This window comes from Billgrantia antri (assembly GCF_017868935.1).
GTDB lineage: Bacteria > Pseudomonadota > Gammaproteobacteria > Pseudomonadales > Halomonadaceae > Halomonas > Halomonas antri.
The window spans coordinates 3,667,609-3,692,366 of sequence record NZ_CP053383.1; the positions used below are offsets into that span (position 1 = coordinate 3,667,609).

Annotated in this window: 22 protein-coding genes; 14 read left to right on the forward strand and 8 right to left on the reverse strand. The window is 65.4% G+C overall.

The features are described from left to right. Positions 1–35 precede the first annotated feature (35 nt). The 4 genes from HNO53_RS16965 to HNO53_RS16980 all read left to right on the forward strand — a co-directional run bounded on the left by HNO53_RS16965 (position 36) and on the right by HNO53_RS16980 (position 3,964). A complete protein-coding gene (locus HNO53_RS16965; protein ID WP_209473765.1) occupies positions 36–1,109 on the forward strand; it encodes a tartrate dehydrogenase in 1,074 nt (357 codons plus the stop codon). A 129-nt stretch (positions 1,110–1,238) separates the two neighbouring features. Beyond that, a complete protein-coding gene (locus tag HNO53_RS16970; RefSeq protein ID WP_209473766.1) occupies positions 1,239–2,633 on the forward strand; it encodes an FAD-dependent oxidoreductase in 1,395 nt (464 codons plus the stop codon). An 11-nt stretch (positions 2,634–2,644) separates the two neighbouring features. After that, on the forward strand, positions 2,645–2,992 hold the full coding sequence (locus HNO53_RS16975; protein ID WP_209473767.1) for a DUF5368 family protein: 348 nt from the start codon (positions 2,645–2,647) through the stop codon (positions 2,990–2,992). Positions 2,993–3,148: 156 nt separating this feature from the next. Continuing rightward, positions 3,149–3,964: a PRC-barrel domain-containing protein gene (locus tag HNO53_RS16980; RefSeq protein WP_209473768.1), complete on the forward strand. Its 816-nt coding sequence runs from the start codon at positions 3,149–3,151 to the stop codon at positions 3,962–3,964. Positions 3,965–4,060: 96 nt separating this feature from the next. Here HNO53_RS16980 and wrbA read toward each other — a convergent pair whose 3' ends face one another. Both wrbA and HNO53_RS16990 read right to left on the reverse strand, forming a co-directional pair. Then, positions 4,061–4,657, reverse strand: coding sequence for an NAD(P)H:quinone oxidoreductase (wrbA, locus tag HNO53_RS16985; protein WP_209473769.1), 597 nt, complete (start codon positions 4,655–4,657; stop codon positions 4,061–4,063). A gap of 114 nt (positions 4,658–4,771) precedes the next feature. Next, positions 4,772–5,674 (reverse strand): class I SAM-dependent methyltransferase, encoded by a 903-nt coding sequence (locus tag HNO53_RS16990; RefSeq protein ID WP_209473770.1) that lies wholly within the window; start codon positions 5,672–5,674, stop codon positions 4,772–4,774. A 202-nt stretch (positions 5,675–5,876) separates the two neighbouring features. Between HNO53_RS16990 and astE the strand changes: the two genes are divergently transcribed. The 7 genes from astE to iadA all read left to right on the forward strand — a co-directional run bounded on the left by astE (position 5,877) and on the right by iadA (position 12,559). Then, positions 5,877–6,872: a succinylglutamate desuccinylase gene (gene astE / locus HNO53_RS16995; RefSeq protein WP_209473771.1), complete on the forward strand. Its 996-nt coding sequence runs from the start codon at positions 5,877–5,879 to the stop codon at positions 6,870–6,872. A gap of 222 nt (positions 6,873–7,094) precedes the next feature. Then, positions 7,095–7,865, forward strand: a complete 771-nt coding sequence (locus tag HNO53_RS17000) for an ABC transporter ATP-binding protein (protein WP_209473772.1) — start codon at positions 7,095–7,097, stop codon at positions 7,863–7,865. A gap of 11 nt (positions 7,866–7,876) precedes the next feature. Further along, positions 7,877–8,578, forward strand: a complete 702-nt coding sequence (locus tag HNO53_RS17005; protein ID WP_209473773.1) for an ABC transporter permease — start codon at positions 7,877–7,879, stop codon at positions 8,576–8,578. 1 nt (position 8,579) lies between these two features. Further along, positions 8,580–9,314: an ABC transporter permease gene (locus tag HNO53_RS17010; protein ID WP_209473774.1), complete on the forward strand. Its 735-nt coding sequence runs from the start codon at positions 8,580–8,582 to the stop codon at positions 9,312–9,314. 120 nt (positions 9,315–9,434) lie between these two features. Continuing rightward, positions 9,435–10,202 (forward strand): transporter substrate-binding domain-containing protein, encoded by a 768-nt coding sequence (locus tag HNO53_RS17015; RefSeq protein WP_209473775.1) that lies wholly within the window; start codon positions 9,435–9,437, stop codon positions 10,200–10,202. A 359-nt stretch (positions 10,203–10,561) separates the two neighbouring features. After that, positions 10,562–11,347: a transporter substrate-binding domain-containing protein gene (locus HNO53_RS17020; RefSeq protein ID WP_209473776.1), complete on the forward strand. Its 786-nt coding sequence runs from the start codon at positions 10,562–10,564 to the stop codon at positions 11,345–11,347. 63 nt (positions 11,348–11,410) lie between these two features. After that, positions 11,411–12,559 carry a beta-aspartyl-peptidase gene (iadA, locus tag HNO53_RS17025; RefSeq protein WP_209473777.1) on the forward strand — a complete coding sequence of 383 codons (1,149 nt, stop codon included), beginning with the start codon at positions 11,411–11,413 and terminating at the stop codon, positions 12,557–12,559. A 17-nt stretch (positions 12,560–12,576) separates the two neighbouring features. Here the strand turns inward: iadA and cadR are convergent, their stop codons facing one another. Next, positions 12,577–13,032 carry a Cd(II)/Pb(II)-responsive transcriptional regulator gene (gene cadR / locus HNO53_RS17030; protein ID WP_209473778.1) on the reverse strand — a complete coding sequence of 152 codons (456 nt, stop codon included), beginning with the start codon at positions 13,030–13,032 and terminating at the stop codon, positions 12,577–12,579. Between the two features lie 84 nt (positions 13,033–13,116). Here cadR and HNO53_RS17035 point away from each other — a divergent pair, with 84 nt between their 5' ends. Both HNO53_RS17035 and HNO53_RS17040 read left to right on the forward strand, forming a co-directional pair. After that, a complete protein-coding gene (locus HNO53_RS17035; RefSeq protein WP_209473779.1) occupies positions 13,117–15,348 on the forward strand; it encodes a heavy metal translocating P-type ATPase in 2,232 nt (743 codons plus the stop codon). A gap of 96 nt (positions 15,349–15,444) precedes the next feature. Continuing rightward, positions 15,445–17,052: a gamma-glutamyltransferase family protein gene (locus HNO53_RS17040; protein ID WP_209473780.1), complete on the forward strand. Its 1,608-nt coding sequence runs from the start codon at positions 15,445–15,447 to the stop codon at positions 17,050–17,052. A 78-nt stretch (positions 17,053–17,130) separates the two neighbouring features. On the opposite strand, the gene HNO53_RS17045 is transcribed toward HNO53_RS17040, so the two are convergent. Beyond that, positions 17,131–18,327: a cation:proton antiporter gene (locus HNO53_RS17045; RefSeq protein ID WP_209473781.1), complete on the reverse strand. Its 1,197-nt coding sequence runs from the start codon at positions 18,325–18,327 to the stop codon at positions 17,131–17,133. A gap of 169 nt (positions 18,328–18,496) precedes the next feature. Here HNO53_RS17045 and HNO53_RS17050 point away from each other — a divergent pair, with 169 nt between their 5' ends. Further along, positions 18,497–19,747: an NAD(P)/FAD-dependent oxidoreductase gene (locus HNO53_RS17050; RefSeq protein WP_209473782.1), complete on the forward strand. Its 1,251-nt coding sequence runs from the start codon at positions 18,497–18,499 to the stop codon at positions 19,745–19,747. Positions 19,748–19,765: 18 nt separating this feature from the next. On the opposite strand, the gene HNO53_RS17055 is transcribed toward HNO53_RS17050, so the two are convergent. The 4 genes from HNO53_RS17055 to HNO53_RS17070 all read right to left on the reverse strand — a co-directional run bounded on the left by HNO53_RS17055 (position 19,766) and on the right by HNO53_RS17070 (position 24,715). Next, complete coding sequence (locus HNO53_RS17055) at positions 19,766–20,485, reverse strand: glutamine amidotransferase-related protein (RefSeq protein WP_209473783.1); 720 nt, start codon at positions 20,483–20,485, stop codon at positions 19,766–19,768. 99 nt (positions 20,486–20,584) lie between these two features. After that, positions 20,585–21,766 carry an iron-containing alcohol dehydrogenase gene (locus tag HNO53_RS17060; RefSeq protein WP_209473784.1) on the reverse strand — a complete coding sequence of 394 codons (1,182 nt, stop codon included), beginning with the start codon at positions 21,764–21,766 and terminating at the stop codon, positions 20,585–20,587. A 19-nt stretch (positions 21,767–21,785) separates the two neighbouring features. Then, entirely contained in the window at positions 21,786–23,171 is a 1,386-nt protein-coding gene (locus HNO53_RS17065) for an aldehyde dehydrogenase family protein (protein WP_209473785.1), read from the reverse strand. 164 nt (positions 23,172–23,335) lie between these two features. Next, positions 23,336–24,715 carry a glutamine synthetase family protein gene (locus tag HNO53_RS17070; protein ID WP_209473786.1) on the reverse strand — a complete coding sequence of 460 codons (1,380 nt, stop codon included), beginning with the start codon at positions 24,713–24,715 and terminating at the stop codon, positions 23,336–23,338. Positions 24,716–24,758: the final 43 nt, after the last annotated feature.

A 24,758-nucleotide genomic window follows, 5' to 3' on the forward strand; every position in this document is an offset into this window, starting at 1 on the left:
CAGACACTTCCTTTCTTCTTTCAGAGGAACCGACCATGACCCAGCGTATCGCTGTGATTCCCGGCGACGGCATCGGCAACGAAGTAATGCCGGAAGGCCTGCGCGTTCTCGAAGCCGTTGCCAAGCGCTTCGACATCGACTTGGCCTTCGAGCATTTCGACTTCGCCTGCTGCGACTACTACGCCAAGCACGGCAAGATGATGCCCGACGACTGGTTCGAGCAGCTCAAGGATTTCGACGCCATCTTCTACGGCGCGGTGGGCTGGCCCGACACGGTGCCGGACCATATTTCGCTGTGGGGTTCGCTGCTGCAGTTCCGCCGCCAGTTCGACCAGTACATCAACCTGCGTCCGTGCAAGCTGCTGCCCGGGATCAAGAGCCCGCTGGCCGACCGCAAGCCCGGCGACATCGACTTCTACGTGGTGCGCGAGAACACCGAGGGCGAGTACTCCAGCGTCGGTGGCAAGATGTTCGAGGGCACCGAGCGCGAGGTGGTGATCCAGGAGACGGTGATGACCCGCCACGGCACCGACCGGGTGCTCAAGTTCGCTTTCGACCTGGCCCAGAGCCGGCCGCGGAAGAAGCTCACCTCGGCCACCAAGTCCAACGGCATCGCCATCACCATGCCATGGTGGGACGAGCGGGTCGCGGCCATGTCGGGCAACTATCCCGAGGTCAGCGTCGACAAGTTCCACATCGACATCCTCACCGCCAACTTCGTCATGCATCCCGACTGGTTCGACGTGGTGGTGGCCAGCAACCTGTTCGGCGACATCCTCTCCGACCTGGGCCCCGCCTGCACCGGCACCATCGGCGTGGCGCCCTCGGCCAATATCAATCCGGAAGGCACTTTCCCCAGCCTGTTCGAACCGGTCCACGGCAGCGCCCCGGACATCGCCGGCAAAGGCATCGCCAACCCCATCGGCCAGATCTGGTCCGGCGCCATGATGCTGGAGCATCTGGGTCACAAGGAGGCCGCCGACGCCATCGTGGCCGCCTTCGAGGCGGTACTGACGGAGGCCGACCCGGCCGTGCTGACGCCGGACATTCGCGGCCAGGGCACCACCCAGACACTGGGGCAAGCCATTGCCGAGCGGGTCGCTGGTTAGGGCAAACCACTTTTTTGACCTGCATCAAGCTAGCGCGAGAATCCAGAGGCGAGACCTGTAGAAAAGGCATAGGTTATAAACATATAACAATATTTATAACCGACTTATTTCGCAGGAGACTCGCCTCCCATGCCTGGATCTGAACACGAAACCTCGCACCTGGACCGGCGCCAGTTTCTGAAGTATAGCGCTGGCGCCGGTGCAGCCGGACTGCTTTATGCCTCGGGCCTTCAGGCCCGGGCCCTGGCCACCGATGCCCGTATCGTCATCCTCGGTGGCGGAGCCGGCGGCATGGCCATGGCCAACCGCCTCTCCCGCCGTTTCGATGGTGCCCGCATCACGCTGGTAGAGCCACGCGAAGTCCACCACTACCAGCCCGGCTGGACACTGGTGGCTTCGGGTGTGTGGAACCCCGATAAGACGATGCGACCGAACTCCCGCTTCGTGCCGGTCGGCGTCGAATGGGTCCGCCAGCCCGCCGACGGCGTCGATGCCGCCAACCGCAAGGTGGCGCTGGAAGATGGCTCACAGCTCGATTATGACTACCTGATAGTCGCCACCGGCCTGCAGCTCAATTATCACCTGATCGACGGCATGTCTCCCGAGCTGGTCGGCAGCCACGGCATCGGCAGCGTCTATGCCAGCATCGAGGGCGCCACCCGCACTCGGGACGCCATCGACGCCTGGATCGCACAGGGCGGCGGCAAGGGTATCTTCACTGCGGCACCCACCCCGGTAAAATGCGCCGGTGCACCGCTCAAGATGACCTTCACCACCCTCTCCCGCCTCGAGGCGAGCGGACGACGCGACGCCTTCCAGGTGGAATTCATGGCCCCGGGAGATTCCCTCTTCACGCAGCCCTACGTCAACGACTTCGTCAAGCAGCGTTTCGACGATCAAGGCGTGAAGCGCCGTCATCACTATCGTATCTCGGCCATCGACCCGCAGGCTCGCGAGGCGGAGTTCACCTTCGTCGGGCCCGACAGCGAGTTCACCTCGCACCACGAGCTGCGCGAGGCGGAATTCTCCCGCGAGGGCGAACGCAAGGTGGTTACCGGGTATGACTTCATCCATGTCGTGCCACCGATGAGTGCGCCTGACTTCATCAAGAGCAGCGAGCTGATCGCTAAGGATGGCCCCTTCCGCGGCGAGTGGCTGGACGTGGACATCCATACCCTTCAGCACAACCGCTACCCCGAGGTGTTCGGCATCGGCGACGTGATCGGCGCACCGATCAACAAGACCGCGGCCAGCGTCAAGGCCCAGGCCCCGGTGGTCGAGGCCAACCTGCTCGCGCAGATGCAGGGCCAGGCGCTACCGCGCCGGCATAACGGCTACACCTCATGCCCGATGATCACCGGGATCGGCAAGGCGATGCTGGTGGAGTTCGGCTACGACAACGACTTCGCTTTTCTGCCCTCGTTTCCTTTCATCGACCCTCGCGATGAATCGTGGGTGACCTGGGTGATGAAGGACCGCATGCTGCAGCCCGCCTATTATGCGGTGCTGGAAGGCCGGGCCTGAGGAGAATCGCCATGACCATGACAGGCATCCTGACCATTATGATGTATGCCCTGGCCCCGTTCCTCGTGTGGATCGTTAGCGGACTGATACTGCTGGGCGGGCTTCAAACGCTGGCGCACCTACGTGGGTACCGTATCCTCCGCTATCGCTACCTCGGTGCCAACCTGGCGGCGGTCGCCGTCGGACTTTCCGGGCTGTGGTGGATCCCGCTACTCACCCATTCACGGCTAGCCTATGTGGCCAGCCCCTTCGACTGGATCGCCTTGGTCTGCGCCCTGTTCGGCACGGCAGTGGTGGCGTGGCTCGTCCTGCATCCGCTCAGTTTCCTGCTGCGCTCTCAGCCAGCGCGAACTCACTGATCCTGATTGCCGAACACCGCCCGGCCAGCCACTGACGGGTCACTGTTTGATGGCTTTACGTTACCCTCCGTAATCGCCGGCTTTTATTGTCGATTTGTCGTCTAGCCTGATCAGGGCAAGCCCACAAGGCAAGCCAATGGAGAAAGGAGAAACGGCATGAAAAGGACAGCAATTGCCATCGCGGTGGGTGCACTGAGCACCGGTCTGAGTCACGGGCTCCTGGCACAGGAGGCCCAGGACGAGGAGACCCAGCCGCTGAACGAACAGCAGCAGATGAGCGAAGATAACGCTCAGAGCCAGTCGGGCAGCCAAGCCGAGATTCAAGTCGAGCAAGATCCCGCCGACGTGAATGTCGATCAGCAGCCGGCCGAAGTTCAGGTAGAGCAAGAGCCGCCCGATGTCACCGTCGAGCAGCAGCCGCCGGAAGTTACCATCGAGCAAAAGGATCCCAATGTCAGCGTGGATCAGGCCGAGCCCGATGTCACCGTCAAGAAGACAGGCGAGGCCGACGTTGAAGTCCAGCCCGCCGAAGAGGCCGAAGCAGAGCTGCGCAACCCTGACGAACAGGAGCAAGAGCAGCAGAACTCGGACCAGGCGGCTCAGGACCAGGCCTCCCAGGACCAGGCCTCCCAGGACCAGGCTTCGCAGGGTGATGACCTGATGAGCATGAAGGTCAGCGAAGTCGAAGGGCAAACGGTCTACAGCCAACAGGATGAGCAAGAGATCGGTGAAGTGGAGCGCGTCGTGCGCGACACCGAGAGCGGTGACGTCTCAGTCGTGATTTCCGAAGGCGGCTTCCTCGGCTTTGGCGAGGATGAGATGGGCTACCCCGTCGACGAGCTGGAGGTCCGCAGCGAGGGTGAACTGGTCGTTCAGTCCGGTGACAGCGGCGAATCCGGAGACTACGGCAGCAACCAGTACGAAGAGGTCGAAGATAGCCAGACGCTGCGCGAAGCCACGCAGAGCAACTAAGTCTGGTCCAGAGAGACTGAAACATGACCCTACCAGCGGTCATGCCTAACAAGGCGCGGCTCATGCCGCGCCTTGTTTCGTGTCGCTCGCGGCCGCTCAGGAAGCGAGCTTGAGCGCTACGTCGGCCACGCTTCTGCCCTGCATCCTGGCCAGTTCCAGCTCGTGCTCGGTAGGCTGACGCGAGCCGTCGGGGCCGGCAAGCGTCGATGCCCCATAGGGCGAGCCACCCTGCACGCTCGAAATGTCGAACTGCGACTCGAGCCCATAGCCGATCGGCAGGATCAACATGCCGTGGTGCGCCAGCGTGGTCCATGAGGTAAGGATGGTGGTTTCGTTGCCACCCCCAGTGCCGGTCGAGGTGAACACGCTCCCCACCTTGCCGCGCAGCGCTCCCTTGGCCCACAGGCTGCCGGTCTGGTCGAGAAAGGTACGCATCTGGCCGGTCATGTTGCCGTAGCGGGTCGGTGTGCCGAAGATCACCGCATCGTAGTCGGCCAGCTCTTGGGGGGTGGCCTCGGGGGTATCGAAGGTCTTCCCCCCGGCCTTGGCAAAAGCCTCGGAATCCATTGTCTCGGGTACACGCTTGACCCAGACTTCGGCGCCCTCCACCTGACGCACACCTTTCGCCACGGCCTTGGCCAGGGTATCGATATGGCCGTACATGGAGTGGTAGAGCACGAGTACCTTGATCATCTTGCGCCTCCTTTCATGGTTGCCGTCCAAACGCCGGTACTGCCGGCGAGTGACTACAGCATAGAAAGGAACGCGCTCGAGAAAAGCGAAGCATTTCGTCCGGGGGGAACGAATTTATCGACGCGCGCTCCGCCAGACCCCTGAGAGCACTCGCACCTTGCCGGCGGCGAGGTTGTCGCGCAAGTTACGCCCCATCAGGACGAAATCGCTGCCAAAGATCGATGTCGGTCCCGGCGGCGCGACGGCTTTCTGCCCTGTCTCAGCGGGACGACTCTCGCGTCGGCTGTGCTCCTGACGCCAAGCCAGGGCCATATCTGTGATGTCCTCTACCGCGAGAGGCTCGAAGCCGGCCAGCGCCATGGCGCGCTCCAGCTGCTCTCGACTTCGCAGGTGGCTGGTGGCCTGGCTGCGCGCCCAGGGCACCGGCAGCGCCAACGGCTCGGTGTTCTCCCCGGCCACCAGCTCATGTAGCAGCACGCGACCGCGCGGCGCCAGCAGACGCTGCCACTCGGCAAGCACCCGCGGCACGTGGGGCATGTTCATCAGCGCATGCTGGCACCACACGACATCGACGCTGCCTTCCGACAGCGGCACGTTGGCGGCATCGGCACACAAGAAACGCGTACGCTCGGCCAGCCCGGTGGACACGCTGAGCCAGCTCGCCACTTCGATGAAGGCTGGCGTGATGTCGACCCCGACCACGTCGCAACCAAACTCGGCGGCCAGCAAGCGGCTCGCACCACCGGTGCCGCAGCCCACATCGAGCACCCGCTCGCCGGCGCACAGTTCGCCCAGTGTCGCCAGGGCCCGGCTAGCGCTGCGCCCGCCAAGATGCAGCTGATCGATGCCGGCCACGTCATCGAGGCTCAGCCGATCCAAGTCGCGTCCCGCGGCCCTGAACGCCACTTGCAGCCTCGCCAGCAGGGCCTCGCCTTCGCTTGCGGTAGCAGCATCGTAGTGCGCATTGAGCTGGTCGACGTAGTCGTCGAATCCCGGCTCGGCTCGATCAGAGGGCATGGTTAGCTCCTTGCGGTCATGGGTATGGCTGCTGCCAGCTTAGGCTGCGCATGGCCTTGAACCCATTGGCCAAAGGTCGGCTCGCCCAGTTTCAATATCGCACCCGGGCTTTCACCAGCCCGACGTGCGATCTTGCGATGTCGCCCCGTGCGCAGGATGGTGGCCGTGGTCTCACCGTACTTACAACCGACCCGGACATCCCATGCTGTCGGAATGGATCGAACTCAGCCTGGAAAGCACTGCGCCAACGTCACGTGGCGGCAAGCTTCCCGGCGGTACCTATACCCTGCACGCGGCAGGCGTCCTCGAACTCACGCCAACCGAGTGCCGTAGCGAGGCGCATGCCTGCGTACTCTCGGCAGGGATTCACGGCAATGAAACCGCCCCCATCGAACTGCTGGGCGAGTGCCTCGCTCGCCTCGAAGCGGGCCTGCTCGCACTGGGCGCACCAGTACTGGTGATCCTGGGCAACCCCGAGGCGATGCGCCGCGCCGAACGCTACGTCAATACCAATCTCAATCGCCTGTTCCGCCGCGACCTGGACGAAACCGGCATGGAGCCGGACCGCGCCCGCCTGCTGATGCGCGCCGTGGACGATTTTTTCTCTCGTTACCCCGAGCACGAGCGCCTGCACTACGACCTGCACACGGCAATCCGTGACAGCCGCTACCCACGCTTCGTGGTCGAGCCCTTCGCCGAGACTGCCACACGTCACGAACAGTGGCGCTGGCTGGCGGCGGCGGACATCCAGGCGGTACTGCACCAACATCAGCACAGTTGGACCTTCTCCCACTACTCCAAGCATCATCACCAGGCGCAGGCCTTTACCCTGGAGCTGGGCCGCGCCCTGCCTTTCGGCCACAACGACCTTGCGCCACTGGCACCCATGGCACGGCTGCTCGAGGCACTGCTGGAAGGGCGCAAACCGTCAAGCGATACTCCTGAACGCATGCGATTCTTCCGCGTAGCCCACGAGCTGATGCGTCATTCCGAGGACTTCCGGCTGTGCTTCGCCGACGACACGCCCAACTTCACTGAATTTGCGCCCGGCACGCAGCTCGCCGAGGACGCCGAGGCCGGTTCTTTTGTCGTCGAGAGCGAGCCGCTCAGCGTGGTGTTCCCCAACGCCGCGGTGGAACTGGGCGCCCGCGCCGCGCTACTGGCCCGACCGGCACCAGCGCCGGCTGACCCCGGATAGCTTTCAAGAACGAATATTTCCAGCGATTTTGCTACTTCAGAACAATAATCAGGAGCCTTCCAATGACACCTCCTCTCCACAATATCGACTATCGTCCCACGTCACGGGCCCATCTTCCTTCTTCTGAAAGCCCTCAGGCCTGTTAGAATCGCCCCTTTTTTCGCGCCTGCCCGCTTAACCGGCCGTCGCCCCGGCGACTCGTCCCGATCTGGAGCCCGTTCCATGGCCGATACCCAAATTCCCCTCGAAGTCCGCAACATCAAGAAGCGCTTCGGCGACACCGAAGTCCTCAAGGGTCTCTCGCTCAAGGCCCACAAGGGTGACGTCATCACCCTGATCGGAGCCTCCGGCTCCGGCAAGAGCACCTTCCTGCGCTGCATGAACCTGCTCGAGCAGCCCGACGAGGGCGACCTGATCGTTCACGGCGAAGAAATTCGCTTCAAGCAGACCAGGCATGGCCGCGAGCCCGCCGACTGGAAACAGGTCGTCAGCATGCGCGCCAAGCTGTCGATGGTCTTCCAGAGCTTCAACCTGTGGGCGCACATGACGCTGCTGGAGAACATCATCGAAGCGCCGGTGCACGTGCTCGGCAAGCCGAAGAAGGAAGCCGTCGAACAGGCCCGTGCGCTGCTCGAGCGGGTCGGCCTGACCGCACGCGCCGACGCCTACCCGGCGCAGATGTCCGGTGGCCAGCAGCAGCGTGGCGCCATTGCACGGGCGCTGGCCATGGATCCGGAGGTGATGCTGTTCGACGAACCCACCTCGGCGCTCGACCCGGAGCTGGTCGGCGATGTGCTCAAGGTCATGCGCGATCTGGCCGAGGAGGGGCGCACCATGGTCGTGGTCACTCACGAGATGGGCTTCGCTCGTGATGTGTCGAGTCAGGTCGTCTACCTGCACCAGGGCGTGATCGAGGAGGCCGGGGCGCCCCAGGACGTGCTGGTCCATCCCAGTTCGCCGCGGCTCCAGCAGTTCCTGGCGCCAAAGTACTGAGGGAGAGAGTCATGCTCGATCTACAAGGCTACGGCCCGCGCCTGCTGGAAGGCGCAGGCGTCACCCTGCAGCTGGCGGTGCTCTCTTTGGCACTGGCCGTCCTGCTCGGCCTGTTGACCGCCAGCGCCAAGATGTCGCGCAGCTGGCTGTTGCATCGCACGGCCACGCTCTACACCACGGTGATTCGCGGCGTACCCGACCTGGTGCTGATGATGCTGCTGTTCTTCGGCGGCCAGATGGGGCTCAATCTGATTACCGACATGCTCTACGACCAGTTCGGCGTGGACTGGTTCTTCAATCTCAACGCCTTCGTCGCCGGCGTGATCACCATCGGTTTCATCTTCGGCGCCTACATGGGCGAGACCTTCCGTGGCGCCTTCATGGCCGTGGATGAGGGCCAGATCGAGGCGGCCAAGGCCTACGGCATGGGGTCCTGGCTATTGTTTCGGCGCATCCGTTTTCCGCTGATGATGCGCCACGCTCTGCCGGGACTCTCCAACAACTGGATGGTGCTGCTCAAGACCACCGCGCTGGTTTCTGTAATCGGCCTCACCGACATGGTGCGCGTCGCCGCCGAGGCCTCCCGCGCCACCCACGAGCCGTTCACCTTCCTGATACCCGTGGCAGCCATCTACCTGCTGATTGCCAGCGTGTCGGAGTGGATCTTCGCCCGTTTGCAGAAACGCTACGACGTCGGTTTCGGGGAGCACTGACATGGACCAACTGAATCAATGGCTCGCCGGTCTGCTGGAAGGCAACGTCATCTTCACCCCGCAGACCCTCGGCTACTACTGGACCGGGCTGGTCACCACCTCGCAGCTGGTGTTCCTGTCGCTGATCATCGGCCTGGTGCTTGCCGTGCCGCTGGCCATCGGGCGCAGCTCGCGCCATCGCTGGATCAGCCTGCCCATCTACGTCTACACCTACGTGTTCCGCGGCACGCCGCTGCTGATCCAGCTCTACATCATCTATTACGGCGTGGTATTCGTGGAGGGGATCCAGGACAGCATGTTCTGGCCGATCCTCAAGGAGGCCTTCTACCCGGCCCTGATCGCCTTCACCCTCAATACCGCCGCCTACACCACCGAGATCTTCCGTGGGGCGATCAAGGCCACGCCACGCGGCGAGATCGAAGCGGCTCGCGCCTACGGCATGTCGCAGAGCCTGACGATGCGCCGCATCGTGCTGCCCAGCGCCTTCCGCCGCGCCCTGCCCGCCTATGGCAACGAAGTGATCTTCATGCTGCATGCCAGCGCCATCGCCAGCGTGGTCACGCTGATGGACCTCACCGGTGCGGCCCGCTTCGTCTATGCGCGCTTCTATGCCCCCTTCGAGGCGTTCATCTTCGTTGCCGCGATCTATCTCTGCCTGACCTTTGCCATTCTGTATCTCTTCCGCTACCTGGAGAAGCGATTGCTGGCACATCTCAAGCCGTTGGGCGGGAACTGATCAACGTCAAACAGGCGTTGGAAAAACTGCGCCCGGGGACTTTCGGCCCCGGCGTGGCTGCGCTAAATTCAGGCGCGACGTCATCTTAACGATGCACGAACGACAACAAGGAACCGAATGATGAAAAAACTGTTGACTGTATCCCTGCTGGGCGTCGCCATCGCCGCCGGTACCGCCCAGGCCCGTGACTACGATCACGTACGCTTCGGCGTCGACGTACCCTACGAGCCGATGGAGTACCGCACGCCCGAAGGTGAGCTGACCGGTTTCGACATCGAGCTCGGCAACGCCATGTGCGAAGAAATCGGCATCACCTGCGAGTGGATCGAGCAAGAGTGGGACGGCATCATTCCCGGCCTGCTGTCACGCAAGTACGACGCCATCATGTCGTCGATGACCATCAACGACGAGCGTCGCCAGACCGTACTCTTCTCGGATCCCTACATTACCCCGCCGTCCGCCTGGTTCGCTCCCGAGACGCTCGATGTCGAGGAGCCCAGCACCGAAGCCCTCGACGGCATGAGCATCGGCGTACAGCGCGGTACCCTGCAGGACAACTACGTCACCGACATGTACGGCGACGTGGCCGATATCAGCCGCTACTCCACCGCCGACGACATGGTGCTGGACATGGAAGCCGAGCGTCTCGACATCGTCTTCCTCGACTTCCCGGTCGGCAAGTCCACCCTGCTCGACAGCGAAGAGCGCGAGTACAAGGTAGTCGGCGAGCGTATCACCGAGCCCAAGGAGTACTTCGGTGACGGCTTCGGCATCGCCTTCCGTCCGCGCGACGAGGCACTGGCCGAGCGCTTCAACGAGGCCCTGGCCACGCTGAAGGAAGACGGTACCTACGACGAGATCTACACCCGCTACTTCGGCGGGGAGTGATCGCCAGCCCCCTCTCCGGCCTGCCGGGGAGGGGGCGTACGCTTGACCGTCCGACGCGATTGTCGGAAAGTAAAACCTGTCAAAGCCATCGAATCAGGACCCCGTCCATGATCGATTCCGCCGTCCACATTCGCCAAACGCTCGAGGCCTATCGCTGTTTCTTCGACAGCTTCTACCTCAGCGAATGGTTCGACGAATAAGCCCTTCCTGCGGCCTTCCTGGCCGTATCGGCACGCCCGTGCCACCCGATGCATCACGGTCCTTGCGCCCGTGATCGCATGATCCGTTGCCGCCCGCTTGCGGCACATCCGTAACCACCGCAACACACCACAACAAACGCCTTCCCGGGAGGAAGACTCATGCGCCATATCTCTCTGATCCTGGCCGCCGGCCTGGCTGTCGGCCTGTTCACCGGTGTCGCCCAGGCCCGCGACGACGACACCATTCGCCTCGGCGTCGATGTCCCCTACGAGCCCTTCATGTTCCGCACCCCCGATGGGGAGCTGACCGGCTTCGAGATCGAACTGGGCAACGCCGTATGCGACTACCTCGAGGCGGACTGCACCTGGGTCGAGCAGGACTGGGACGGTATCATCCCCGGCCTGCTGGCACGCAAGTACGACGCCATCATGTCATCGATGGCGATCACCGAGGAGCGAGCCCAGCAGGTGCTGTTCTCGGAACCCTACTACACCACGCCGAGCGCCTGGATCACCGCCAACGATCGCGAGATCGACATCGAAGACCGTGACAGCCTCGAAGGCATGGCGGTCGGCGTGCAGCGTGCCACCCTGCAGGACAACTACGTCTCCGAGCTCTACGGCGACATCGTCGAGATCCGCCGCTACACCAGCGCCGACGACGTGGTGACCGACCTGCGCGCCGGCCGCCTCGACCTCACCTTCATGGACTACCCGGTGGCCGAGTCCACCATCGCCATCGATACCGCGGGCAGCGACTTCAAGCGCATCAGCGGCTTCATCAAGGAACCCCAACACATCTTCGGCCAGGGCGTGGGCGTGGCCTTCCGCCAGCGCGACCGCGAGCTGGCCGAGCGCTTCAACGAGGCGCTTGCCGCGCTCAAGGAGAACGGCACCTATGACGCACTGATGGAGAAGTACTTCAACTACGATATCAAGCTGTAACGCGGCCTGACCCACCTGCGAACGCCGGTCTCCACCGGCGTTCGCCTTCCCTGAGGAGCCAGCATGCTGACCCTGCTGAAGAACGCCCGCCTCTACGCACCGCGTGCCATGGGGCTGTGTCACCTGTTGATCGCCGACCGCCGTATCGCCGCCGTGGTAGCGGCCGATCAGGGAGCCCCCGCGAGCGGCATGGCCGTCGAGGAGTTCGATCTCGAGGGCCGACGGGTGATCCCCGGGCTGGTCGACCCGCTGGTACATTTCACCGGCGGCGGCGGCGAAGGCGGCTTCGGCACGCGCACCGCCGAGCTGACGCTCGAGGATGCCCTGGCCTCCGGCGTCACCACGCTGATCGGTGCGCTGGGCACCGACGCCCTGACCCGTACCCCGGCCAACCTACTGGGCAAGGCACGTGAGCTGGCCGCAGGCGGTTTGACCACTTACTGCTATACCGGCTCCTACCAATTGCCGCCGGTCACGCTGACCGGCTCGGTAGGCAGCGACATCCTGTTCATTCCCGAATTCATCGGCGTGGGCGAGGTGGCGATCAGCGACCACCGCGGCTCACAGCCCTCCTCCTTCGAGCTGGCCCGACTGGCATCGGAGGCGCGTACCGCCGGCATGCTGGCGGGCAAATCGGGCATCGTCTTCATCCATACTGGCGACGCCCCGTCTCATCTTGAACCACTGCGCGAGGCGGCCCGCGACAGCGCCATTCCCCTTGCCCAGTTCCTGCCGACCCATATCAACCGTACCCCGGCGCTGTTCGAGGATGGCCTGCGCTTCGCCCGCGAGGGCGGCCGAATCGACTTCACTACCAGCACCACGGCGGAACTGCTGGCGGGCGGCGAAGTGGCCGCCGCCGAGGCCGTGGCCCGCGCCCTGCAGGCCCGCGTCGAGCCGTCGCACATTACGCTGTCATCGGATGCCAACGCCTCACTACCCCGCTTCGACGATCAGCGCCGCTTCGTAGGCCTCGAACCCGGGCGGCTCGCCAGCCTGTTCGAGGTACTCGGCCAGTGTGTCGAGGAGCATGGCATTGCACTTGAGCAGGCCATCGGCATGGCCAGCACCCATGCCGCCGAGGCGCTCGGGCTACCCGCCAAGGGGCGGCTAGAGCCAGGCCGTGACGCCGACCTGCTGGTGCTGGCCGAAGGCGAATGGGCCATCGACGAGGTCTGGGCGCTGGGCCGCCGGGTGTATCACAGCGGCTGAGTCGACGAACCGCGTGCTCAGTGGCCGTGCGGCCCCGGCACATGGCTGGGCTCGTCGTGAATGGCGGGCAGTTCGCGCGGTGCCGGCTGGGCCAGCTCCTGAAGAATGCCGCAGTGGCTTGAATCGGACTCGCCTTGGCAGCGCGAGCGTAGCGTCGCCAGTGCCTCGCGTAACGCCTGGAGCTGTTCGATGCGTGCCTCCACGTGGGCCAGGTGATCGTCGATCAGGCCGTTGACGGCGTTGCACGGCTGGCGCGGGCGATCGTGGTAGTCGAGCAGGGTGCGGATCTCGTCCAACGTCATGTCCAGCGTGCGGCAATGCCGGATGAAGCGCAGCCGCTCGGCATGGGGCTCGGCATAGAGCCGGTAATTGGCGCTCGAACGGGCAGGCTCGGGCAACAGCCCCTCGCGCTCGTAGTAGCGGATCGTTTCCACCGGGCAGCCCGTGCGGTTGGCAAGCTCGCCGATCTTCATTGCATGCCTCCTCAAATAACCGCTTGACCCTGTAGTGACTACAGGGTGTGTCATTACCATAACCGATGACACGGAGCCTTTGCCATGGCCGAACGATCCTGCTGCTCGAGCTGCAACCCAGTCGATACCGCCACAGTCCCGCCAAAGCGGGGCGCCCCCTCTCCTGATGCTCCCTACCCTAATGCCCAGGCGCTGCGCCTGCGCATCGAGGCGATGTGCTGCCCCACCGAGGAAGGGCTGTTGCGCCGGGCACTCGAGGACATGCCGGGCATCGAGCGGCTCGATTTCGACCTGATCGGCCGCAAGCTCACCGTGCACCATCGGGATGTCGGCGAGGAGGCCATTCGGCGACGAATCGCCGCCACCGGCATGACCGCCGAGCGCGATGACCCAACCCAGCGCACGGCGCCGGCTGCAAGCGACGAGGAACCGTGGTGGAAGATCGGCGCCGCCGCCGCCCTCGCCCTCGCGGCCGAGGCCAGCCACTGGCTGTCGCTGGCCGAGCCCTGGCTCGCCGCTGCGCTGGCGCTGGCGGCCATCGCCCTGGTCGGGCTGCCCACCTGGAAGAAGGGCTTCATCGCCCTGCGTCATCGTACCCTCAACATCAATGCTCTGATGAGCGTGGCGGTGACCGGTGCGCTGCTGATCGGTCAATGGGCCGAAGCGGCCATGGTCCTGGTACTGTTCACCCTCGCCGAACGCATCGAGGCACGCTCGCTGGGCCGGGCGCGCAACGCCATTCGCGAGCTGCTCGACCTGGCACCGGAGCGCGCCAGCGTACAGCAACCGGATGGCAGCTTCCGCGCCCTCCCGGCCGCCGAGGTCGCCATCGACAGCCTGGTACGCGTGCGTCCCGGCGAGCGCCTGGCGCTGGACGGCAACGTGGCCGAGGGACACCCGGCGCTGGACGAATCGCCCATCACCGGCGAAAGCCTGCCGGTGGACAAGACACCGGGCGACGCCGTGTTTGCCGGTAGCGTCAACCAGGGCAGCGAGTTCCTCTATCGCACCAGCCGAGCGGCGAGTGACACCACCCTGGCCCGCATCATCCACACCGTGGAGCAGGCCCAGGCCAGCCGCGCGCCCACCCAGCGCTTCATCGACCGCTTCGCCGCCGTCTACACCCCAGCGGTGTTCGGTATCGCCCTGCTGGTGGCGATCACCTGGCCTTGGCTGTTCGGCATCGGCTGGTTCGAAGGCACTTACCGCGCCCTGGTCCTGCTGGTGATCGCCTGCCCCTGTGCGCTGGTGATCTCAACCCCGGTAACCATCGTCAGCGGCCTGGCCGCCGCCGCCCGCTCCGGCATCCTCATCAAGGGCGGCAACGTGCTCGAGCAGGGCTACCGGCTGACCACCCTCGCCTTCGACAAGACCGGTACCCTGACCCGGGGCCGACCCTCGCAGCGTGCCTGGCACCCGCTCGATCCGACGCTGGACGAGCCGGCACGAGCCAGGCTGCGCGCCCTGGCGGCAGGGCTCGCCGGGCGCTCGTCGCACCCGGTGTCGGCGGCCCTGGCGCGCGCCGCCGAGGCGGATGGCGTCACACCACAAGATGTGAGCGACGTTCAGGAACTGCCCGGCCGCGGCGTGATTGCCCGCCAGGGCGGGCACAAGTTCTGGCTCGGCAACCGTCGGCTGATGCAACAGTTCGCGACGCTGGACGAGACATTCGCGACCCATCTGGCCGAGCATGAAGAGCGCGGTGAAACCCTGGTGATTCTAGGCGACGAGACCCGCCCGCTGGCACTGTTCGCCGTCGGCGACCCGCTGCGCGAGGAGAGCCGCGAAGCCATCCAGGCGCTGCATCGCCTGGGCGTGACCACGCTGATGCTGAGCGGTGACAACCCGACGAGCGTGGCCGCCGTGGCTGCCCAGGCCGGCATCGACGAGGCCCACGGCTCGCTGCTGCCCGAGGACAAGCTGGCGATGATCGAGGCGCGTGCCAAGCAAGGCCCGGTTGGCATGGTCGGCGACGGTATCAACGACGCCCCGGCACTGGCCCGCGCCGACATCGGCTTCGCCATGGGCGCGCTCGGCAGCGATGCCGCCATCGAGACCGCCGATGTGGCGCTGATGGACGACGATCCTCGCCGCCTGGCCGACTTCCTGCGCCTGTCGCGGCGCACGCGCTCGCTGCTGGTGCAGAATATCGCCATCGCCCTGGGCCTCAAGGCGGTGTTCATGGCACTCGCCTTCAGCGGTCATGCCACCCTGTGGATGGCGGTGTTCGCCGACATGGGCGCCAGCCTGATCGTGGTGGCCAATGGCCTGCGCCTGCTGCGCAGGGACGAGCAGCCAGCTCCGTCACGCGCGTGATGCGCAAGCCCTGGGGTGTCGTCAGCCACGAAGGGAACCGTAAAATGCAACGACTGCAGGCGCAGAGCCCGGTCAAGCATGCCAAGGAGCCTTTCCATGAAATATGACGCCCACTACTATCCCAGCGCCTCACGACGCATGGTCACGTTCGGTAGCCGCGGCATGGTCGCCACCTCGCAGGCTCTCGGGTCACAGGTGGGCATGCAAATCTTGCAACAGGGCGGCAATGCAGTGGACGCTGCCATTGCCGTCGCCGCGGCCCTCACCGTCGTGGAGCCCAACTCCAACGGTCTGGGCAGCGACGCCTTCGCCATCGTCTGGGTCAACGGCAAGCTGCATGGATTGAACGCCAGCGGACCGGCCCCCCAGGCAGCGACCATCGAAGCCATCAGGGCACAGGGGCACGACAGGATACCCGATCATGGCCTGCTGCCCGTCACCGTGCCCGGCGCACCGGCCGCCTGGGTCGCCCTTTCCGAGCGCTTCGGCAAGCTGTCCTTCGCCGACCTCTTGGCCCCAGCCATCGCCATCGCGGAAAGCGGCTTCCCCGTCTCGCCTGTCGTCAGCCAGCTGTGGGAGGAAGCTTGCGCAGACTACCGTCGCTACGACGATGACGTGTTCAAGCCCTGGTTCGCTACCTTCGCCCCCAAGGATCGCGCCCCTCGGCCTGGCGAACGCTGGTCGGCACCCGATCACGCCCGCACGCTGCGCGCCATTGCCGAGAGCCATGGCCGGGCGTTGTACCAGGGCGAGCTGGCCGAGCGCATCGACGCCTTCATACGGGAGCATGGCGGCCTGCTGCGCCGCGAAGACCTCGCTGCCTTCCAGCCCGAGTGGGTCGATCCGATCAGTACCCGCTATCGCAGCCACGACATCTGGGAAATTCCACCCAACGGCAGCGGGCTGATCGCCTTGCAGGCGCTAGGAATCCTTGAGCGCCTGGGCGAGGAGGGCCGCGACCCGGTGGAGACGCTGCATCGCCGCATCGAGGCCACCAAGCTCGCATACATGGACGGCAAGCGTTACATCACCGAGCGTGACGCCATGCAGCCCAGCGTGGAGCAGCTACTTGCTGACGACTACCTGCTGGCGCGTGCCGGGCTGATTGGCGAGCAGGCGCTCGATCCCAGGCACGGCAATCCGATCAAGGGGGGCACGGTGTACCTCGCCACCGCCGATGGCGACGGCAACATGGTGTCGTTCATTCAGAGCAACTACATGGGCTTCGGCTCGGGTGTCGTGATACCGGGCACCGGCATCAGCCTGCAGAACCGCGGCTGCTCCTTTTCCCTCGACCCGGAGCACGCCAACGTCCTGGCACCGGGCAAGCGCACCTACCACACCATCATTCCCGGATTCATCACCCGCGACGACGAGGCAGTGGGGCCATTCGGCGTCATGGGCGGTTACATGCAGCCGCAGGGTCATGTCCAGGTGATCACCGCCATGCTCGAAGATCGGCTGAATCCCCAAGCCGCGCTCGACCTGCCACGCTGGAAATGGACCGAGGGCAGGACAGTCGAAGTGGAACCGCACTTTCCTGACCATCTTGCCCAAGCCTTGGCACGACGCGGCCATCGGATCGTGAAAACGACGCATTCGACCGGTTTTGGCCGCGGGCAGATCATCCTTCGCGATAGCAGCTCCGGCGTGCTGTGTGGCGGCACCGAACCGCGCTCCGATAGTGCCGTTCTTCCTTGGTAATGCCAGGACATGCCGGTATCCCGAGAGCGGCCACCTGCTCGTATCCGTGGTGCGCCGCCCCCATCGCCCAAGCCTGGATCAGCGCAGCACCCGCCGCACCATGAAAGGCCCGAGCACCTCGAACACCACGGTGGAAGCCACCACCGCGGAGAGCAACGTCGCCCCCTGCTCGGGGTAGCGCTCCACCACCAGAAGCGCCATGCCCATGGCAATGCCGGCCTGCGGCGTCAGCGCGAGACCGATGTCGCGCGGCAGCGCCACCTCTCGGGAGCGCACCAGGCCGCCACCGACAACGCCTCCCAGGTAACGCCCCAGCGCACGCAGGACGATATACGCCAGGGTGAGCCACACGGCACCGCCAAGGTAGCGCAGGTCGATGCTCGCCCCCGAGAGCACGAAGAAGAACACCAGGAAGGGCCATTCGATGTGCTCGATCTCGTTGAACGAGCGAGTATGATGGCGGGAGAGATTGGCCACCAGCGCACCGGCGAGCATGGCCGCCAGCAGCGCCGAGACCTCCAGCCACTCGGCCAGGCCCGAGAGCAGCAGAATCAGCGCCAACGCCTCGACCAGGGTCGGCTCGCCGGGGCGTAGTCGCCCTGTCAGCCAGGCGGCCGGAGCCCCTACCGCCGCGCCGAGGAGCACCGCCCCGCCCAGCTCCCACAGCGACAGTAACAGTGTTCCTCCCCCATCGCCCGACAGCTGCCAGCCCAGCAGTGCCATGGCCAGACCGAAGGTCAGGATGCCCCAGGCATCGTCGATGGCGACGATGCCCATCAGCAAGCGTGCAGGCAGGCGCGTATCGCGCGTCTCGTGGATGACCTCGCGCACCTCTGCCGGGTCGGTGGCGACCGAGATCGCCGCCAGGCTGACGGCGATCAGCATCGAGTAACCCATCAGCAGAAGCCCAGCGCCAACCACCACGATGCTCACCACCAGCACCGCGAGCGACAAGACAAAGATCAACCGGCCGGTGCTGCGCAATCGCTCCAGGGTCAGTTCACCGCCGAGCAGGAAGGCCACCATCACCAGGGCGACCTGGATCAGCGGCTCGCCGAGCCCCTCCAGGGGGCGCCCCCCTTCCTGCCCCAGCCCCACCTGCTGAACGACGGCGACGCCTACGCCGACCAGTACCAGCAGCGAGATCCGCGGCAGCCGGGTACGGCTGGCCACAGTATCGGCAAGGATGCTGAGGCTCAGGATGAGACCCAGCAGGATCAGGTTGGTCGTGGCAAGATCGAGGTGTCGGACGGCTTCGGGCCAGGCTTCGCTCAAGTTCATCTCCTAGGGTCTCCTTGTCACGCTAGGGGCTCCGCGCTGGGCCAAAGCGTATCCTTCCGCCCGCCGCAGCGCGATGCCGGGCTGGCTTGCCGCTCAACGCAACGGCGTAAGAGAATCGCTGAAGAATTACACGGCGAGACCACCAGCATCCAGGCGACAGAACATGAACCAGCCCACTCAGCACGCCGAAATCGTTATCCTCGGCGCCGGTATCGTTGGCCTCGCCTGCGCCTGGCACCTGCACCAGCAGGGTTACGAGATCACCGTGATGGACCCCGAGCTTCCGGGCACGGGGGCGTCGTCGGGGAACGCCGGCCTTCTGGCCAACTTCGCGATCGAACCCTTGGCGCATCCACAACTGTGGCGCGAGATGCCACACCTGCTGCTGTCGCCACACTCGCCCTTCCACCTGCGCTGGCGTCACCTGCCCGGGCTCTCCCCTTGGTTATGGCGCTTCCTTCGGGCCACCAACCGCCGACGGGCCGAGCATGCCACTCGGATACTGAGCGAGCTGTTGGCGCCTTCGGTGAATGACTGGGCGACCATCTTCGACGACCTGGAGGATAACGGTGCCCTTCTGCAGCGGCGCGGCAGTCTGTGCTTCTACCGCAGCGAGCAGGGCTGGCGGGCAGCCCAACGCGATGCTGCCGCACGCAAGCGCTTCGGTGTCCGGCAGGAGCATCTCGACGCACGTGCCCTGGCGGCTCTCGAACCCGCCCTCGAAGGCCTGGCCAGAGGCGGGATCCTGTTCCCTGAGGCCTGCCACGTCAGCGATCCGCTGACCCTGGCCCAACGTCTGGCCGAACGCCTGAAAAGCCGCGGCGTGCGTCTGGTACGCGCCAAGGCCAAGGGGCTCGCTTCTCACAGGGGTGGCGTCGGCATCGATACCGATCGAGGCTCCTGGCAGGCCGACAAGGTGGTGGTCGCCGCGGGTGCCTGGTCGCAACCGCTGGCCCAGGACGCCGGCGATCGCATCCCGCTGATCTCCGAGCGCGGCTATCACCTCGAATATCCCGCCGCCAAGGAGCTGGTCAGCCGCCCTTGCAGCCCCGGGGAGTACGCCTTCTATCTCACGCCGATGCAGGACCGCCTGCGCATCGCCGGCACCGTGGAGCTGGGCCACAACGACGACCCGATCAATCCCCGGCGACTCGACTACATTCGCCGTCACGCCGAGAGCCTGTTCGGCCCGCTCGGCGAGCCCAGCCACACCTGGCTCGGCCTGCGCCCCTCGCTGCCCGACTCGCTGCCGGTGATCGGCCCTGCCTCGTCCCTGCCCGGCGTCAGCTACGCCTTCGGCCACGGCCACCTGGGCCTGACCCTGGCGGCCACTACCGGCCGCCTGCTGGCGGCCAGCATTAACGGCAAAGCCCCCGAGTGGCTGGCGGGCTGCGGCGCAGGCCGCTTTCGCTGACCATAACGGGCTTTGGTATCAACCGCGCACCGCTATCGCATGCTTGAGGAAGTTCAGAATCCAACGCGCCATCAGGGTGTCGTCGACTTCAGTGGCAAGCGAGCTCTGCCCTTCGCGCACGCGCTTGTCGCCTACCAGCTCGCGGCGCAGCGCCATCAGGTCGCGGGAGTACGCCTTGGTGAACTCGGGGTGGCCCTGCACGCCGAGGAAGTGGTTGCCGATCTGCATCAGGTAGTGGGGGCAGAAGTCGCTGCCGCCGACGACCGTGGCCTCGGGCGGCAGCGACTCGATCTGGTCCTGATGGCTGACCAGCAGGTCGAGCCCCGGCTGCCAGGGCTCCATCCATTCCGCCCGCGCCGTGACACGGTTGAACGACATGCCTACGCCCCAGCCGCGGTCGCTCTTGACCACTTCGCCGCCCAGCGCCTTGGCCATCAGCTGATGGCCGAAGCAGATGCCCACCAGCGGCTTGCCGGCCCGCCACAGCTCGCGCACGAAGTCGCACAGCTCATCGACCCAGGCCAGCCCGTCATTGACGCCATACTTCGAGCCGGTGGTCATCCAGGCATCGACGGCGTCGATGTCGTCGGGTATCTCGCCGTCCAGGCAACGCCACACCTGGAACTCCAGCGTCGGATCGACCCGCTGGAACAGGGCCGCGAACATTTCCGGATAGTTGCCGTGGGCCTCGCGCAGTTCCGGCGCCACGTCATCGCACTGCAGTAGTCCGATGCGCATCGGTGAATCTCCTTTCAAGTGACCTTCCCTGGCTCCCGGCGTACCGAGCGCGGCGTCGCCGGATTACTGCCCAGGGCTCGCCTGACGGCATGACGCTGCCTACAGACGGCCCTCCACGGCGGCAACGAAGATGCCGCGATACTCTTCGGCGTCGAAGGCGACGGGATTGCTGCCCGACGAGGGGTCCGCCACCGCCATGCGCCCAACCTTGTCGGCCTGACGCGTGTCGATACCCAGCTCGGCCAAGGTGTGCGGAATGCCGAGCCGTTCGCGCAGGCCCAGCACCCAGTCGATCACCGCCGCCGTGCCAGGCTGCTCCAGATTGAGGTAGCGTCCCAGGCGCACCATCGGCTCACCGATGGCCCGCTCGTTGGCGCGCAGCACGTAGGGCATCAGTACCGCATTCAGAGTTCCATGATGAGCGTCGTAGAGTGCCCCGAGCGGATGCGCCAAGGCATGCATGGCCCCCAGGCCGCGCTGGAAGGCAGTAGCCCCCATGCTCGACGCCACCAGCATGTTCATGCGCGCCTCGAGGTCGCTGCCGTCGCTATAGGCGCGCAACAGGTAGAGATCGATGCGGCGCATGCCCTCGACGGCGATGCCCTCGGCCATGGGGTGATAGAGCGGTGAGCACCACGCCTCCATGCAGTGCGACAGCGCATCCATGCCGGTCGCGGCGGTGACCTTGGGCGGCAGTCCCACGGTGAGCTCGGGGTCGAGAATCACCGTGGCCGGTACCATGCCGGGGTGAAAGATGATGCGCTTGACGTGTTCCGCCTCGTCGGTAATCACCGAGGCGCGTCCCACTTCGGAGCCGGTGCCGGCGGTAGTGGGTACGGCAACGACGGGGGCAATGGCCTGGGCATCGGCGTTCTTCCAGTTGTCACCGATATCCTCCAGTGACCACAGCGACAGTCCCTCGCGCTGGTTAGCCATCAGCGCCACCGCCTTGGCGGCATCGAGTCCCGAGCCGCCGCCGAAGGCGATCACGCCGTCGTGGCTGCCGCTGCGGAACGCGGCCATGCCGTCGAGAACGTTGCGCCCGGTGGGGTTGCCCTTGACCTGGCTGAACACGGCAATGCGCAGGCCGGCATCCCGGCACGCCTGTACGCAATCCTGCACCATCGGCAGCGCCGCCAGGCCGGGATCGGTGACCAGCAGCGGGGCGCCCATGCCCAGTGCCTTGCAGGCGTCGGGAAGATCGCGAATCCGCCCCGCCCCGGTGAGGATGTTCGAGGGATAGTTCCAGCCCATGGTGTAGTGATTCATGTCGTGGCTCATGGCGGTCTCCTGGGCCAGCTCAGGCGTGTTTGAGGTGGAACGACTTGGGCCGGGTCAGCGTCTCGTAGCCGACGCGCGACAGCGAACAACCGCGCCCCGACTGCTTGACGCCGGTCCAGGCCAGCTCCGGGTCTAGGTAGTCGCAGCGGTTGGTGAACACGGTCCCGGCTTCCAGTCGCCGGGCGATGGCCTCGCCCGCGGCGACATCGCGGGTGAATACGGCAGCCGTAAGGCCGAAGTCGCTGTCGTTCATCAGGCGTACGGCCTCGTCGTCGTCCGCCACCGGCATGATGCCGACCACCGGGCCGAAGCTCTCCTCGTGCATCACCCGCATCGAATGGTCCACGCCAGTCAGCACCTGCGGTGCCAGGTAGGCGCTGCCCGGCCGCGAAAGCGGATACTCCCCGGGGTCGATCCAAGCCTTGGCGCCGGCACTGACCGCCTCCTCGATCTGGCCGCGCACGAAGTCAGCCGCCGCCGGGCGCACCAGCGGCCCCAGGGTGGTATCGGGATCGGTGGGGTTGCCGAGCTTGAGCTGGCGCACCCAGGCCACTGCGCGCTCGACGAAGTCGTCGAAGATCGATTCGTGCACATAGATCCGCTCGATGCCGCAACAGCTCTGGCCCGAATTGAAGAAGGCGCCGTCCATTACCCCTGGCACCGCCTCGTCGAGGTCCACGTCGGCGCGGATGTAGGCCGGGTCCTTGCCGCCCAGCTCCAGGCCCGTGGCGATGAAGCGCCCGGTGGCATTGCGCTCGACCATCGCTCCGCCCGCCACCGAGCCGGTGAAGGAGACGTGGGCGATGCGGGGATCGCGAATCACTGATTCCGCGGCGTCATGGGAAAGGTGCAGATGCTGGAACACGCCCTCCGGCAGCCCGGCTTCGTCGAAGGCCTGCTGGAAGCGTTCGGCACACAGCGGGGTCTGGGCGGAATGCTTGAGGATCACTGCATTGCCGGCCATGATCGCCGGCACCACCGCATTCACCGCGGTCATGAACGGGAAATTCCACGGCGCGACGATAAACGACACGCCCAGCGGCTCGCGGGTAATGTAGCGGGTGAAGCCGGGCTTGTCGGCCAGGCGGATCGGCGCCAGGGCCTCCTCGGCCAAGGCGATCATGGTGCGCGCGCGATCCTCGAAGCCGCCGATCTCGCCAGCGGCCACGGCGATCGGCCGCCCCATCTGCCAGGTCAGTTCCTGCGCCAGTTCGTCGCGCCGGGCGACGAAGGCACCGACCATCCTCGAGCACAGCCGTGCGCGCTCGGCGAGACTCGTCTCACGCCACTTGCACTGCGCCGCTACCGCCTTGTCCAGCGTCGCCTCGACCCGCGCCGGGTCGGCCAGCTCCCGCTCGACGTAGACGGAGCCGTCGATCGGAGAAATCGTTTTCTGAATGGCCACTTGGCGTTCTCCTGCTAATTCATTGCCTCAAGTACAAGGTGAGCGCTGAGCGAGCGGTTCGCAGGCAAGGCGGAGCGAAAAGGAGCGAGCGGAGTTGACTGTAGTCAATGAGCATCGCGAGTTTTCGCTCCAACACAGCCTGCGGACCGCGCAGCCAGTGCGGATCAAATAATCTCGAAGTAGCGATCGAGCTCCCAGTCGGTAATGTGGCGTCGGAACTGGCGCTCCTCCCACTCTCGCGTAGCCGCGAAGTGCTCGACGAAGGCATCGCCGAACAGGCTGCGTGCGGCTTCCGAAGCCTTGAGCCGTTGGGCGGCCTCCCACAGCGTGCGCGACAGCGCCTGATGTTCGGGGTGCGCCAGCTCGTAGGCATTGCCAGTCACCGCCTCATCCGGCTCGAGCTGGTGCTCGATGCCGTAGAGCCCCGAGCCGATCGCCGCGGCCAGTGCCAGGTAGGGGTTGGCATCGGCGCTGCCCAAACGGTACTCGACCCGCTGCGACTTGGCGCTGCCGGGTATCACGCGTAGTGCGGTGGTACGGTTCTCCACTCCCCAGGTCGCGTCCGTCGGCGCCCAGAAGCCAGGAATCAGGCGGGTGTAGCTGTTTACCGTGGGGGCGAACATGGCCAGGAACTCCGGCATCAGCTGCTGCTGGCCGGCAACGAAGTGTCGCTGGATGTCGCTCATGCCGTGGGGCTTGTCGGCATCGAAGAAGGCCGATTCGCCGCTGTCGGTGCGATTCAGCGAGAGGTGGATGTGGCCGCTCTGGCCGGGGTAGTCCGGCGACCACTTGGCCATGAAGGTGGCCATCAGCCCGCGGCGCTGCGCCCATACCTTGGTGAAGGTCTTGAACAGCGCGCCCTTGTCGCCGGAGGCCAGCGCCTCGTCGACGCGGATCGCTGCCTCCAGTACGCCGGGGCCGGTCTCGGTGTGCAGCCCCTCGATGGGGAAATCCATCGCCTCGGCCATGCCCAGCAGCTCGTGGTAGAGCTCGCCGTGGACAGTGCTCCGCAGCATCGAATAGCCCATCATGTCGGGCGTCAGCGGCTTGAGGTTGCGAAAGCCCTTCTCGCGCACCGATTCCGGGGTTTCCTGGAACAGGAAGAACTCGTACTCCAGCGCCCCGCAGGCAGTGAAGCCCATCGCCTCGGCCTTGGCCAGCACACGGCGCAGCAGTCCGCGCGGGCAGATCTCCCCGGCCGGGCCGGTGAACTCGGCCAGGAACAGCAGCATGTCGCCCTCGCAGGGCAGCTCGCGGCAGCTCTCAGGAATCACCCGCAGGGCGGCGTCCGGGTAGCCCGTATGCCAGCCGGTATACTTCACGTTGTCGTAGAGCTCGTCCTTGCTGTCCCAGCCCAGCACCACGTCACAGAAGGCGAAGCCATCGCTCAACGCATGAAAGAACTTGTCGCGGCGCATGTACTTGCCGACCATCACGCCGTCGATGTCGAACATGCCGACCTTGATGTGGCTCAGGCCACGCTGTTCGACGATCCGCCGGGCATCGTCGGCACTCTTCACGTCTCTCGCCTGGAGTCGGCTCATCGCTGCTTCCTCGTCCACCCTTCGTTGTCTTTGTTCTTCGAAA

What these genes read in the sequence shown, in the direction of transcription:
- HNO53_RS16965 (WP_209473765.1), top strand. Translation starts at nt 36, where the DNA reads ATGACCCAGCGTATCGCTGTGATTCCCGGCGACGGCATCGGCAACGAA.
- HNO53_RS16970 (WP_209473766.1), top strand. Translation starts at nt 1,239, where the DNA reads ATGCCTGGATCTGAACACGAAACCTCGCACCTGGACCGGCGCCAGTTT.
- HNO53_RS16975 (WP_209473767.1), top strand. Translation starts at nt 2,645, where the DNA reads ATGACCATGACAGGCATCCTGACCATTATGATGTATGCCCTGGCCCCG.
- HNO53_RS16980 (WP_209473768.1), top strand. Translation starts at nt 3,149, where the DNA reads ATGAAAAGGACAGCAATTGCCATCGCGGTGGGTGCACTGAGCACCGGT.
- wrbA (WP_209473769.1), bottom strand. Translation starts at nt 4,657, where the DNA reads ATGATCAAGGTACTCGTGCTCTACCACTCCATGTACGGCCATATCGAT.
- HNO53_RS16990 (WP_209473770.1), bottom strand. Translation starts at nt 5,674, where the DNA reads ATGCCCTCTGATCGAGCCGAGCCGGGATTCGACGACTACGTCGACCAG.
- astE (WP_209473771.1), top strand. Translation starts at nt 5,877, where the DNA reads ATGCTGTCGGAATGGATCGAACTCAGCCTGGAAAGCACTGCGCCAACG.
- HNO53_RS17000 (WP_209473772.1), top strand. Translation starts at nt 7,095, where the DNA reads ATGGCCGATACCCAAATTCCCCTCGAAGTCCGCAACATCAAGAAGCGC.
- HNO53_RS17005 (WP_209473773.1), top strand. Translation starts at nt 7,877, where the DNA reads ATGCTCGATCTACAAGGCTACGGCCCGCGCCTGCTGGAAGGCGCAGGC.
- HNO53_RS17010 (WP_209473774.1), top strand. Translation starts at nt 8,580, where the DNA reads ATGGACCAACTGAATCAATGGCTCGCCGGTCTGCTGGAAGGCAACGTC.
- HNO53_RS17015 (WP_209473775.1), top strand. Translation starts at nt 9,435, where the DNA reads ATGAAAAAACTGTTGACTGTATCCCTGCTGGGCGTCGCCATCGCCGCC.
- HNO53_RS17020 (WP_209473776.1), top strand. Translation starts at nt 10,562, where the DNA reads ATGCGCCATATCTCTCTGATCCTGGCCGCCGGCCTGGCTGTCGGCCTG.
- iadA (WP_209473777.1), top strand. Translation starts at nt 11,411, where the DNA reads ATGCTGACCCTGCTGAAGAACGCCCGCCTCTACGCACCGCGTGCCATG.
- cadR (WP_209473778.1), bottom strand. Translation starts at nt 13,032, where the DNA reads ATGAAGATCGGCGAGCTTGCCAACCGCACGGGCTGCCCGGTGGAAACG.
- HNO53_RS17035 (WP_209473779.1), top strand. Translation starts at nt 13,117, where the DNA reads ATGGCCGAACGATCCTGCTGCTCGAGCTGCAACCCAGTCGATACCGCC.
- HNO53_RS17040 (WP_209473780.1), top strand. Translation starts at nt 15,445, where the DNA reads ATGAAATATGACGCCCACTACTATCCCAGCGCCTCACGACGCATGGTC.
- HNO53_RS17050 (WP_209473782.1), top strand. Translation starts at nt 18,497, where the DNA reads ATGAACCAGCCCACTCAGCACGCCGAAATCGTTATCCTCGGCGCCGGT.
- HNO53_RS17055 (WP_209473783.1), bottom strand. Translation starts at nt 20,485, where the DNA reads ATGCGCATCGGACTACTGCAGTGCGATGACGTGGCGCCGGAACTGCGC.
- HNO53_RS17060 (WP_209473784.1), bottom strand. Translation starts at nt 21,766, where the DNA reads ATGAGCCACGACATGAATCACTACACCATGGGCTGGAACTATCCCTCG.
- HNO53_RS17070 (WP_209473786.1), bottom strand. Translation starts at nt 24,715, where the DNA reads ATGAGCCGACTCCAGGCGAGAGACGTGAAGAGTGCCGACGATGCCCGG.